Source organism: Burkholderia sp. AU16482 (genome assembly GCF_002223285.1).
Lineage (GTDB): Bacteria > Pseudomonadota > Gammaproteobacteria > Burkholderiales > Burkholderiaceae > Burkholderia > Burkholderia semiarida.
On the sequence record NZ_NKEY01000003.1, the window covers coordinates 273,281 to 285,663 of the forward strand.

The following is a 12,383-nucleotide window of genomic DNA, read 5'->3' on the forward strand; positions in this document are numbered from 1 at the left end:
TTGCAAATTGAACTCAGTGTAGCACCGGATGACGCTTTCAACCATCGACGACACCACGATCGACGAGCGCAAGTTCGTCGTCGCGCTCGCACGCGGGCTCGACCTGCTGCGCGCCTTTCGGCCCGGCGAGACGATGCTCGGCAATCGCGATTTCGCGGAACGCACCGGCCTGCCGAAGGCGACGGTGAACCGGCTCGCCTATACGCTGACCGTGCTCGGCTATCTGCGCTACGACGAGACGCTCGGCAAGTATGCGCTGGACGCCGGCGTGCTGTCGCTCGGCTACGCGTTGCTGTCGGGCTCGGGGACGATCGATCTCGCGCGGCCGCACATGCAGGCGCTCGCGCGCGAGATTGGCGCGGCCGTATCGCTCGGCTGCCGCGACGGGCTCGACATGATCTATCTGGAGACGATCCGCAGCGAGACCGCGCTGACGCTCGGGCTCGCGCCCGGTTCGCGGCTGTCGATGCTGACGAGCTCGATGGGGCGCGCGTACCTGGCCGTGCAGCCGGAGGACGTGCGCGGCGCGCTCTATGCCGAGCTGCACCGCGCGGCCGGCGGCGCGGCCGATGCCGATGCGCTCGTCGCCGCCGCGCAGCACGCGGTGGCCGAGTTCTCGGCGAGCGGTTGCTGCTATTCGTTCCGCGCGTGGCACACGGACGTGAATGCGGCAGCCGTGCCGTTTCGCGAGCCGCGCGAGGGGCGCTGGCTGATCCTGAGCTGCAGCGGCCCCGCATCGTCGATGGACGAGGGCGTGTTCCGCACGCAAGTCGGGCCGAAGCTGAAGGCGCTCGCGCAACGGCTCGGGCAGACGGTCTGAGCAACGAGCGCGCAGGTCGCCGTCGCCCGGCAACGGGTTCGTTGGTCGCGGGGGCGGAAGCGGAAGGGGCGGCGCGGTTGCGTATTGTGCGACGGGCGAACCGCGCTCATCATCGTTCGCCTGTGTCCTGACGATCACGAGGTTCGCGATGCCGCACCCCGAAACGATGGAAGGCGGATGCGCATGCGGCGCGATTCGCTACCGGATCGCCGGCCTGCCGGCCGATGCCGGCTTCTGCCACTGCCGGCTCTGCCAGCGTACGACGGGCGCGGCGGTCGTCGCATCGGCATCGGTGCCGATCGACGCATTCGAATACCTGCAGGGCGAACCGACCGTCTATGCGTCGAGCGCGTGGGGCGAGCGGCGTTTCTGCGGCCGCTGCGGCGCGCAGCTCGAATACCGGCGCTCCGTGGCGCCGCGGACGGTCGAGATCAATTACGCGACGCTCGACGAGCCGTCGCGGCTGCGTCCGGCGTGGCATGTCTGGTACGGAGATCGTTTCCCGGGCATCGAGATCGACGACGATCTGCCGAAGTACGACGACGGTGGAAGAGAATAAGAATAGGCGGCTGGTTCACGCCGACGCGCCGGTGTGGATCTCGCGCGCAAGCAGGTCCGACCTTTCCGCGTAAAGAACAAGAAACCGGCCGGCGTCGAGCGACGCCGGGTGCGGAAACCTGAAACCTGAAACCTGCAACCCGACTCCCGAAGCGGCACGACACGCCGTCATCCAGCGTGCCACGTCCCGCGCGCGGCGCGCACCTTCCGCCGCGCCGCTCAGGCCGTCACGACTTTCGCGAACACCGGCCCCTGCATGAACCGCACGTCGTGCTGGCGCAGCAGCTCGCACTGCGTCTCGTCGACCACACCGTCGAAGATCAGCGGAATCCGCACGCGCTGCGCATAGGCGACGAGCGCCTTGACCATCCCGTCGCGCAACGCGATGCCCGCATCCATCTTGATGTAGTCGGGGCGCGCCATGTCCGATTCGACCGCGAGGATGCGGCCCGGGTCGGGCAGCTTGTCCGCGACCTTGAAGCCGTGATGCTGGTAGCTGCGCGTCAGGTAGCCGAGGAACGTCTTGTGGGCGACCGCGACCGCCGGCAGCTCGATCACGATCCGCTCGGGCGGCAGCCCGAAGCGCTGGAGCACCGACGAGAAATGCTTGCCGTGGTCGTACTTCACGCTCTTGAGCAGCCGCTCGTGCACGCGCAGGAACAGCAGACCGTGACGCTGCGCACCGAAGAAATTGATCGCGTGCAGCGCGCGCGACAGGCGGTCGATCGCGACGAGCGTCTGGTCGTCGACGGCCGCGTCGACCGGATCGTGCTGCGCGCCCGTGACCAGCGTGACGGCCTGGAAGCCGAGCTCGTCGCCGTAGCGCTCGATCGCGTCGGCGAACGACGTCGATTGCGGCGCGCCGGGCATCGTCACGTCGTAGATCGGCTCGTACGCACTGGCGAGCGTGCGCTCGGGCAGATTCGCGCACGCGGTGCCGCCTTCGGCAAGCGCGAGGTGTTCCCGCAGATACGGCAGTTGCCCGGCACGGGCGACCAGCTCGGGGATGGTAGGCGGAATCATCGGCGTGAAAAGGAAAAATGGCGGCCGAAAGGGCCGCCTCGTTGTCTTGATATTAGCAGCGCGCGCCGCGCTCGGCTCGGCGTTTCGCTCATATGGTTATCCCGTCTCCGAGCGAACGATTAGGGTTTACGTTGTTTTCACTATTCGTAATTGGTTTTACTATTCGTAAATCCAAAGATTTGTCGCCGATCAAGAAATGCGGCAGGCAGGCGCCGCGAAACGGCGCCGTTCACGAATCAACAGGAAGCAAGGAGCGAGACGTGGCGGTTGACAGGACAGGCGGGCACACGCGCCGGCAGGAGACGGACGCGACGACGGGCGCGGCGGTGCGCGCGCGGCGGGATTGAGGAGCGGATGGCGACCATGAGCATCGATTACCAGACGCTGAAGTTCGAGTACCGCGCCCGCGCGCACGACGCGGCCGTCCACCCGGTGATCGTCGTCGGCGCGGGGCCCGTGGGCCTCGCGGCCGCGATCGACCTCGCGCAGCAGGGCGTGCCGATCGTGCTGCTCGACGACGACGACACGCTGTCGACGGGCTCGCGCGCGATCTGCTTCGCGAAGCGCACGCTCGAGATCTTCGACCGGCTCGGCTGCGGCGAGCGCTTCGTCGACAAGGGCGTGAGTTGGCACGTCGGCAAGGTGTTCCTGCAGGACGAGCAACTGTACGCGTTCGACCTGCTGCCCGAGGAAGGGCATGCGCGCCCCGCGTTCATCAACCTGCAGCAGTACTACGTCGAAGGCTATCTGGCCGATCGCGCGTTCGAGCTGCCGAACATCGACATCCGCTGGAAGCACAAGGTGACGGGCGTCGCGCAGTCGGCCGAACACGCGGTGCTGACGGTCGAGACGCCGGACGGCGTCGCGACGCTGCACGCGCAGTACGTGATCGCGGCCGACGGCTCGCGCAGCTCGATGCGCACGATGATGGGCCTGGAGAGCCGCGGCCGTACGTTCAAGGATCGCTTCCTGATCGCCGACGTGAAGATGAAGGCGGAGTTTCCGACCGAGCGCTGGTTCTGGTTCGATCCGCCGTTTCATCGCAACCAGTCGGTGCTGCTGCACCGCCAGCCCGACAACGTGTGGCGCATCGACTTCCAGCTCGGCTGGGATGCCGATCCCGTCGCCGAGAAGCAGCCGGAGCGCGTGATCCCGCGCGTGCGCGCACTGCTCGGGCCGGACGTCGAGTTCGAGCTCGAGTGGGTGAGCGTCTATACGTTCCGCTGCCAGCGGATGGACACGTTCCGGCACGGCCGCGTGCTGTTCGCCGGCGATTCCGCGCACGGCGTGTCGCCGTTCGGCGCGCGCGGCGCGAACAGCGGCGTGCAGGACGCGGACAATCTCGCGTGGAAGCTGAAGCTGGTGCTCGACGGCCACGCGCACGACCGCCTGCTCGACACCTACGCGAGCGAGCGCGAGTTCGCGGCGGACGAGAACATCCGCCACTCGACGCGCTCGACCGATTTCATCACGCCGAAGAGCGCGGTGTCGCGCGTGTTCCGCGATGCGACGCTGAAGCTCGCGCGCGACTGCGAATTCGCGCGCAGGCTGGTGAACAGCGGGCGCCTGTCGGTACCGGCCGTGCTGGCCGATTCGCCGCTGAACACGCCGGACCGCGGCGGCGACGCATTCGCATGCGCGATGCGCCCAGGCGCGGCGGCGGCCGATGCGCCGGTACGTGCGCATGGTGCGTCGGGCTGGCTGCTGCAGCATCTGCGTGGCGGCTTCACCGGCGTGCTGTTCGGATTGCCGGGCGACGCGGCAGCGCTCGCGCAGGCCGTCAGTGGTCTCGCGCCGACGGTGCGGCCGGTGCTCGTCGTGCCGGCCGGGCACGCGCGGCCGGCAGCCGGCGTCGACGTCGTGGAGGACGTCGACGGCCTCGCGGCGCAGCGCTACGACGCGCAGCCCGGCACGTTCTACCTGCTGCGTCCCGACCAGCACGTGTGCGCACGCACGCGCACGCTCGACCGTCAGGCGATCGCCGACGCACTGGCGCGCGCGACCTGCGCACGCTGACTACGATAAAGACACCGGAGACACCGTCATGCCCTCACTCGATACCCGCCCGCGCCTGGCCGATCCGGACGCGTTCTACGAAGCGCTGATCGACATGCATCGCGACCTGTCGGACGCCGACAGCCAGCTCGTCAACGCGAAGCTGATCCTGCTGCTCGCGAACCAGGTCGGCGACGCCGACGTACTGCGCGAAGCGATGGCGCTCGCGCGCCAGGGCGTGACGCCGCCCGTGCATCCGTCCGCCGAGGTGCCGCGATGAGCGGGGCGCCGGCCGATACGCGCGTGCTCGAAGTCGAGCGCGTGATCGACGAGACCCATCGCCCGGGTTTTCACTGGATGCTGCTCGCGCTGTGCGGGCTGTGCCTCGTGATCGACGGTTTCGATGCGCAGGCGATGGGCTACGTCGCGCCGAGCGTGATCGCCGAATGGGGCGTGCCGAAGCAGGCGCTCGGGCCGGTGTTCAGCGCGAGCCTGTTCGGGATGCTGCTCGGCGCGCTCGGGCTGTCGGTGCTGGCCGACCGGATCGGCCGGCGTCCGGTGCTGATCGGCTCGACGCTGTTCTTCTCGGTGACGATGCTCGCGACGCCGTTCGCGAGTTCGATCCCCGTGCTGATGGCGCTGCGCTTCGTCACGGGCCTCGGCCTCGGCTGCATCATGCCGAACGCGATGGCGCTGGTCGGCGAATTCAGCCCGGCCGCGCATCGCGTGAAGCGGATGATGATCGTGTCGTGCGGCTTCACGCTCGGCGCGGCGCTCGGCGGCTTCATCAGCGCGGCGCTGATTCCGGCGCTCGGCTGGCGCTCGGTGTTCTTCGTCGGCGGCGCGGTGCCGCTCGTGCTGACGATCGCGATGGTCGCGCGGCTGCCGGAGTCGCTGCAGTTCCTGGTGCTGAAAGGGCGTGTCGCGCAGGCGCGCGACTGGCTCGCGCGCTTCGCGCCGGCCGCCGGCATCGATGCGAACACGCGGCTCGTCGTGCGCGAACGCGCGGCGAGCGGCGCGCCGGTCGCCGAGCTGTTCCGCCATGGCCGCCTGCCGGTCACGCTGCTGCTGTGGTCGATCAGCTTCATGAACCTGATCGACCTGTACTTCCTGTCGAACTGGCTGCCGACCGTGATGCGCGATGCCGGTTATTCGCCGGGCACGGCGGTGATCGTCGGCACGGTGCTGCAGACGGGCGGCGTGATCGGCACGCTGTCGCTCGGCTGGTTCATCGAACGTTACGGCTTCGTGCGCGTGCTGTTCGCGTGCTTCGCGTGCGCGGCCGTGTCGGTGGGACTGATCGGCTCGGTCGCGCATGCGCTGCCGTGGCTGCTGGTCGTCGTGTTCGCGGGCGGGTTCTGCGTGGTCGGCGGACAGCCGGCCGTGAACGCGCTCGCGGGCCAGTATTACCCGACGTCGCTGCGCTCGACGGGCATCGGCTGGAGCCTCGGCATCGGCCGGATCGGCTCGGTGCTCGGGCCGCTCGTCGGCGGGCAACTGATTGCGCTGAACTGGACCAACGGCGCGCTGTTTCACGCGGCCGCGGTGCCCGTGCTGTGCTCGGCGCTATTCGTCCTCGGGCTGGCCGGTGTGTCGCGGCGCAACGGCGCGCAGGCGCCGAACGCCGCCCTGAATTGATGGAGAAAGGAAACGATGACGCTTGACCTGTCGACACCGGCGACCGCCGGCTACCTCAGCGGTTTCGCGAACGAGTTCGCGACCGAGGCGCTGCCCGGCGCGCTGCCGCACGGCCGCAACTCGCCGCAGCGCGCGCCGTACGGGCTGTACGCGGAGCAGTTGTCGGGCACCGCGTTTACCGCACCGCGCGGCCACAACCGCCGCTCGTGGCTGTACCGGATTCGCCCCGCCGCCGTGCACCGGCCGTTCGAGCCGTATGCGGGCGCGCAGCGGCTCGTGTCGGAGTTCGGCGATTCGGCCGACGTGCCGCCGACGCCGCCGAACCAGTTGCGCTGGGATCCGCTGCCGATGCCGGTCGAGCCGACCGATTTCGTCGACGGCCTCGTTACGATGGCCGGCAACGGTTCGGCCGCCGCGATGAACGGCTGCGCGATCCATCTGTATGCGGCGAACCGGTCGATGCAGGACCGCTTCTTCTACAGCGCGGACGGTGAACTGCTGATCGTGCCGCAGCAGGGGCGCCTGTTCATCGCGACGGAATTGGGCCGGCTCGACGTCGAGCCGTTCGAGATCGCGGTGATCCCGCGCGGCGTGCGTTTTTCGGTCGCGCTGCCGGACGGCGACGCGCGCGGCTACATCTGCGAAAACTTCGGCGCGCTGCTGCGGCTGCCGGATCTCGGCCCGATCGGCTCGAACGGGCTCGCGAACCCGCGCGACTTCCTGACGCCGCAGGCCGCGTACGAAGACCGCGAAGGCGCGTTCGAGCTGATCGCGAAACTGAACGGGCGCCTGTGGCGCGCGGACATCGGCCATTCGCCGCTCGACGTCGTCGCGTGGCACGGCAACTACGCGCCGTACAAATACGATCTGCGCCTGTTCAACACGATCGGCTCGATCAGCTTCGACCATCCCGATCCGTCGATCTTCCTCGTGCTGCAGGCGCAGAGCGACACGCCGGGCGTCGACACGATCGACTTCGTGATCTTCCCGCCGCGCTGGCTCGCGGCCGAGGATACGTTCCGCCCGCCGTGGTTCCACCGCAACGTCGCGAGCGAGTTCATGGGGCTCGTGCACGGCGCGTACGACGCGAAGGCCGAAGGCTTCGTGCCGGGCGGCGCGAGCCTGCACAACTGCATGTCGGGCCACGGGCCCGACGCGGACACGTTCGAGAAGGCGTCCGCGAGCGACACGACGAAGCCGCACAAGGTCGACGCGACGATGGCGTTCATGTTCGAAACCCGCACGCTGATCCGGCCGACGCGCTACGCGCTCGATACCGCACAGCTGCAGGCCGATTACTTCGAATGCTGGCAAGGCATCAAGAAACACTTCAATCCGGAGCAAAAGTGAGCGATACCCAAGACTGGCGCGCGACGCTCGACCCGGCTCGCAAGAGCTGGGTCGATACCGCGAACGATCCCGCCTGCGATTTCCCGATCCAGAACCTGCCGTTCGGAATCTTCAGCGATGCGAAACAGACGGCGCGCCGCGCGGGCGTCGCGCTTGGCGACCAGATCGTCGACCTGGCCGAACTGAAGCGGGCCGGGTTGCTGACGTTGCCGCTGCCGAGCCCCGAGGATTTTGTCGAGATGCGCGATCGCGCGTTCGAGCAGCCGACGCTGAACGATTTCATCGCGCTCGGCCGCGATGCATGGCGCAGCGTGCGCGTGCAACTGTCCGACCTGTTCTCGCGCGACAACGCACGGCTGCGCGACGACGCGGCGCTGCGCGCGAAGGTGCTGGTGCCGCGGCGCGACGCGACGCTGCATCTGCCGGTCGAGATTCCCGGCTACACCGATTTCTATTCGTCGAAGGAGCACGCGACCAACGTCGGCTCGATGTTTCGCGATCCGAAGAATGCGCTGCTGCCGAACTGGTCGGAAATGCCGATCGGCTACAACGGCCGCGCGTCGTCGGTGGTCGTGAGCGGGACGCCGGTGCGGCGCCCGAACGGGCAGCTGAAGCTCCCCGACCAGGAGCGTCCGGTGTTCGGCGCGTGCCGCAAGCTCGATATCGAACTGGAGACGGGCTTCATCGTCGGCCGCGGCAACGCGCTCGGCGAGCCGATCGCATGCGAGGACGCGGAAGCGCATATCTTCGGGATGGTGCTGCTGAACGACTGGAGCGCACGCGACATCCAGCAGTGGGAGTACGTGCCGCTGGGGCCATTCAATTCGAAGGGCTTCGCGACGACGATCTCGCCGTGGATCGTCACGCTCGACGCGCTTGAACCGTTTCGCGTCGCGCAGCCCGAGCAGTCGCCGCCGCCGCTCGCGTATCTGCGGCATGCGGGCAAGCACGCGTTCGACATCGCGCTGGAAGTGACGCTGCGCGCCGAAGGTGCGGCCGAGGCCACGTCGATCTGCCGGACGAACTTCAAGCACATGTACTGGACGATGGCGCAGCAGCTCGCGCATCACACGGTCGCGGGCTGCAACACGCGCGTGGGCGACCTGATGGGCTCGGGCACGATCAGCGGGCCGACGAAGGATTCGTTCGGCAGCCTGCTCGAACTGACGTGGAACGGCAAGGAGCCGCTCGCGCTGACGGGCGGCGGCAGCCGTACGTTCATCGAGGACGGCGACGAGCTGACGCTCGCCGGCTGGTGCCAGGGCGACGGCTATCGCGTCGGCTTCGGCACGTGTGCGGGCAAGATCTCGCCGGCGCGGAGCGCGTGACGGATTGCAGCGCGGAACGTCACGCGTAGGTCACGTGTAGATCACGCGTAGTCAGGAAGGACAGGGCGGCCCGCATTGCGCGGGCCGTTTCCGTTTACCGGAGAGTGGGCGCGAGCGGGCCGATGCGGCCCGGTGCATGATGCCGCGCGCCAACGCCAACGCCAACGCCAACGCCAACGCCAACGCCAACGCCAATCTGCATCAGATCGCGCGTTGCACCGCGGCGCGTCGTTCCCACAACGCGGCCCCGACGAACGCGGCGACACAGGCGACCAGCACGCCGACCAACGCATGGCTGCCCAACTGCTCCATCAACGCGCCGGCAATCAGCGGCCCGCCGAAGCTCGCGGCGCTCCACGACGCCGACACGAGCGAGCTCGCGGTGACGAGCGCGGCGCCGCGGAAACGTTCGCCGCACGCGACGAGCGACAGCGTATAGATGCTGCCGGCCGCCGCGCCGAGCACGAACAGCAGCGGCCAGCACAGCCACGGATTGGCGATGACGAACGGCAGCAGCGGCAGGCCGCCCAGCACGATCCAGCCCGCGCCGAGGTGTACGCGTTCGCGGCCGAGCTTGTCCGCGAGCCAGCCGATCGGGAACTGCATCGCGGTATCGCCGAACAGCATGATCGACGCGAGCAGCACGGCGGTCGCGCTCGCGACGCCGTGATCCATCGCGTAGAGCGGCAGCAGCGACAGCGCGAGCGTGTCGAACAGCGCGAAGAAGCCGGTGCCGATGATCAGCGCGGGCATGCGCGGCAGCACGTCGAGCCAGCGGCCGTGCGCTTCGTGATGCGCGTCGTCGCCGGCGAGCGGCGCGCGGCGGATCGTCGCGAGCGTCGGCAGCGCGAGCAGGAACAGCGCGCCGCACAGCGCGAAGCGAATGCGCGTCGCGCCGGCGATCTGGCTGACCAGCACGGGGCCGGCCATCTGGAACAGCGTGAAATTGGTTGCATAGATCGCGACCACGCGGCCGCGTGTCGAATCGTCGGCGAGCTGGTTGACCCATGCTTCGCCGATCGTGAACAGCAGCATCAGCGCGGCGCCGCACAGCACGCGCAGCACGCCCCACAGGATCAGGTTCGACGTGAACTGCATCAGCGCGGTGGCGGCCGCGAGCAGCACGACCGACACGACGATCGCGCGGCGCGCACCGATGTGCCGCGCGAGCGCGGTGACGAACGGCACGATCGCGAGGCCGCCGAGGGCCTGCGCGGCCGTCAGCATGCCGACGACGTTGGTGCCGTGTCCGGCTTCGGTCAGCGCGAGCGCGGTGAGGGGAAGCGTGGCGCCGGTGCCGAGGCCGACGACCGCGACGCTCAGGATCAGCGCGAGGAAATCGCGATTGAGAATGGCTTTCATCGGCCGGGATGCTACACCGCGGCCCTTCAAAGGTCCATGAAGGCCGTCACGTTTGAATGGCGTTGCGCACGCAACGATTACCGCAGGGTTGCGTCATACGTACTCGGTCGGCACGACTACGGGCCGGCGTTCGAGCGACGCCGACCACAGCGTGAGCGCGAGCGCCGCGACGGCCATCGCGACGCCGACCCACGGCAGGTTCACGAGCGATACGCCCGAGCCGATCGCCATCCCGCCGAGCCACGCGCCGGTCGCGTTGCCGAGGTTGAACGCGCCCTGGTTCAGCGTCGACGCGAGGTTCGGCGCGTCGCTCGCGCGATCGACGATCATGATCTGCAGCGGCGGCACGATCGCGAACGCGAGGATGCCCCACACGAAAATCGTCGCGAGCGCGGCGAACGGCAGATGCATCGTGCCCGCGAACAGCGCGAGAACGATGCCGATCAGCGCGAGCGTCGCGATCAGCGACGGCATCCGGCGCCAGTCGGCGAGCTTGCCGCCGAGCGTGCCGCCGACCGTCAGGCCGAGGCCGAACAGCAGCAGCACGTAGGTCACCTGATGCGGCGAGAAGCCCGTCACGTCCTCGAGGATCGGCGTGATGTACGTGAACACGCTGAACAGGCTCGCGGACGCGAGCACGCTGATGCCGAGCACCATCAGCACCTGCGGATGCTTCAGCACGCTGAATTCGCGCGTGATGCTGGTGTCGGGCATCGCGAGGTGCTTCGGCAGACACACCGCGAGCGCGGCGGCCGCGGCGATGCCGATGCCGGTGACGGCCCAGAACGTCGCGCGCCAGCCGAACGCCTGGCCGAGCGCGGTGCCGAGCGGCACGCCGAGCACGTTCGCGAGCGTGAGGCCGGTGAACATCAGCGCGATCGCCTGCGCGCGGCGGTTCGGCGCGACGAGGTTGCTCGCGACCACCGAGCCGATGCCGAAGAATGCACCGTGGCAGAACGCGGTGACGACGCGCGCGGCCATCAGCACCGCATAGCCGGGCGCGATCGCGCAAAACAGGTTGCCGGCGATGAACAGGCCGATCAGGCCCATCAGCGCGCGCTTGCGCGGCATCTTCGCGGTGACGATCGCGAGGATCGGCGCGCCGATCGTCACGCCGAGCGCGTAGCCGGACACGAGCATCCCGGCGGCCGGGATCGACACGCCGAGATCGCGCGCGACATTGGGCAGCAGCCCCATGATCACGAATTCGGTGGTACCGATTCCAAATGCGGCGACGGCAAGGGCGAAAAGAGGCAGGGGCATCGCGGTAGGCTCGGGAAAAGAGGCCGCTCGAGCCCAAGCGCGGGAGACGCGGGGCGGGCGGTCGGTGAGGCGAACGTCAGCCGCGATTCTACTTCAGTGAAAACCCTTATGTTTGGGGTCAAAACGGATGTTGCCGGCGTGCGACGGGGCGGCAAGCGGGAAGTTCATATTGTGGGATTTGCGGCGATTCGGTCGCGAGCGACGGCGGTTGCCGGACCGTGGATCAGGCGATGGGTTCGGACAATCCACCGGGCATCGTGGCCGACGTTTCTTTCATTTCAGTCTCTATTGACGACGCAGCCGATCCGGCCCCGTCGGTCGCCGCCGGATCGTCCCAGCCGTTCTCGAACAGGCAGGCTTCGATCGGCATCCGCGCGGCCCAGCGTTCTTGTTCCAGCATCGGCTTCGCATAAAACGCATCGACGTGCCCGACGCACAGCACGGCGATCGGCTTCGCGCCGTCGGGCATCCGCAGCAGCGTGCGCAGCGCATCGACGTCGAACAACGACACCCAGCCCATCCCGAGCCCTTCCGCGCGCGCCGCGAGCCACATGTTCTGGATCGCGCACGCGGCGGACGCCAGGTCCATCTCCGGCAGCGTGCGGCGGCCGAACACGTGGCGCTCGCGGCCGTCGGCGAGCGCGACGACCAGCAACTCGCCGCATTCGCGCACGCCTTCGACCTTCAGCCGCATGAATTCGTCCTGGCGTTCGCCGAGCGCGTCGGCGGTCGCGCGGCGCTCGGCCTCGACCAGTGCGTGGACCGACGTGCGCAATGCGGGATCGGTGATGCGGATGAAGCGCCACGGCTGCATGAAGCCGACGCTCGGTGCGTGGTGCGCCGCGCGCAGCAGGCGCGCGAGCACGGCCGGATCGACGGGCGCCGGCGTGAAATGGCGCATGTCGCGCCGTTCGAAGATGGCACGGTAGACGGCGGCGATGTCGGAATCGTCGAAACGCATGAGCGGCAAAGGCAGGGATGACGTCGACGCAACGATAGCAGACGGCGCGCGCGGGAATCGTTACGTCACCTGAAACAATGCGCGT

At 68.6% G+C, this 12,383-nt stretch carries 11 protein-coding genes; 7 read left to right on the top strand and 4 right to left on the bottom strand.

From position 1 onward, the window contains the following. Window positions 1-28: 28 nt before the first annotated feature. Window positions 29-820, top strand: coding sequence for an IclR family transcriptional regulator (locus CFB35_RS03670; protein ID WP_059574249.1), 792 nt, complete (start codon window positions 29-31; stop codon window positions 818-820). Window positions 821-968: 148 nt separating this feature from the next. Continuing rightward, window positions 969-1,379 carry a GFA family protein gene (locus tag CFB35_RS03675; RefSeq protein ID WP_059574248.1) on the top strand — a complete coding sequence of 137 codons (411 nt, stop codon included), beginning with the start codon at window positions 969-971 and terminating at the stop codon, window positions 1,377-1,379. Window positions 1,380-1,597: 218 nt separating this feature from the next. Here CFB35_RS03675 and CFB35_RS03680 read toward each other — a convergent pair whose 3' ends face one another. After that, window positions 1,598-2,401 carry an EAL domain-containing protein gene (locus tag CFB35_RS03680; RefSeq protein WP_059574247.1) on the bottom strand — a complete coding sequence of 268 codons (804 nt, stop codon included), beginning with the start codon at window positions 2,399-2,401 and terminating at the stop codon, window positions 1,598-1,600. 354 nt (window positions 2,402-2,755) lie between these two features. On the opposite strand from CFB35_RS03680, the gene CFB35_RS03690 reads away from it, so the two are divergent. Genes CFB35_RS03690 through fahA form a run of 5 tightly spaced genes read left to right on the top strand, consistent with a single transcriptional unit; the run spans window position 2,756 to window position 8,712 of the window. Further along, complete coding sequence (locus CFB35_RS03690) at window positions 2,756-4,417, top strand: FAD-dependent oxidoreductase (RefSeq protein ID WP_089464567.1); 1,662 nt, start codon at window positions 2,756-2,758, stop codon at window positions 4,415-4,417. A 28-nt stretch (window positions 4,418-4,445) separates the two neighbouring features. Next, complete coding sequence (locus CFB35_RS03695; RefSeq protein WP_059574246.1) at window positions 4,446-4,676, top strand: DUF2783 domain-containing protein; 231 nt, start codon at window positions 4,446-4,448, stop codon at window positions 4,674-4,676. Then, on the top strand, window positions 4,673-6,034 hold the full coding sequence (locus tag CFB35_RS03700) for an MFS transporter (protein ID WP_059574245.1): 1,362 nt from the start codon (window positions 4,673-4,675) through the stop codon (window positions 6,032-6,034). The genes CFB35_RS03695 and CFB35_RS03700 overlap by 4 nt, the downstream gene beginning before the upstream one ends. A 15-nt stretch (window positions 6,035-6,049) precedes the next feature. Further along, window positions 6,050-7,384 carry a homogentisate 1,2-dioxygenase gene (hmgA, locus tag CFB35_RS03705; RefSeq protein WP_059574244.1) on the top strand — a complete coding sequence of 445 codons (1,335 nt, stop codon included), beginning with the start codon at window positions 6,050-6,052 and terminating at the stop codon, window positions 7,382-7,384. Further along, on the top strand, window positions 7,381-8,712 hold the full coding sequence (gene fahA, locus CFB35_RS03710; protein ID WP_059574243.1) for a fumarylacetoacetase: 1,332 nt from the start codon (window positions 7,381-7,383) through the stop codon (window positions 8,710-8,712). The genes hmgA and fahA overlap by 4 nt, the downstream gene beginning before the upstream one ends. Before the next feature lie 201 nt (window positions 8,713-8,913). Here the strand turns inward: fahA and CFB35_RS03715 are convergent, their stop codons facing one another. The 3 genes from CFB35_RS03715 to bluB all read right to left on the bottom strand — a co-directional run bounded on the left by CFB35_RS03715 (window position 8,914) and on the right by bluB (window position 12,298). After that, complete coding sequence (locus CFB35_RS03715) at window positions 8,914-10,074, bottom strand: MFS transporter (protein ID WP_059574242.1); 1,161 nt, start codon at window positions 10,072-10,074, stop codon at window positions 8,914-8,916. A gap of 93 nt (window positions 10,075-10,167) precedes the next feature. Then, window positions 10,168-11,337: an MFS transporter gene (locus tag CFB35_RS03720; protein WP_059574241.1), complete on the bottom strand. Its 1,170-nt coding sequence runs from the start codon at window positions 11,335-11,337 to the stop codon at window positions 10,168-10,170. A 223-nt stretch (window positions 11,338-11,560) separates the two neighbouring features. Next, window positions 11,561-12,298 carry a 5,6-dimethylbenzimidazole synthase gene (bluB, locus tag CFB35_RS03725; RefSeq protein WP_059574240.1) on the bottom strand — a complete coding sequence of 246 codons (738 nt, stop codon included), beginning with the start codon at window positions 12,296-12,298 and terminating at the stop codon, window positions 11,561-11,563. Window positions 12,299-12,383 lie beyond the last annotated feature (85 nt).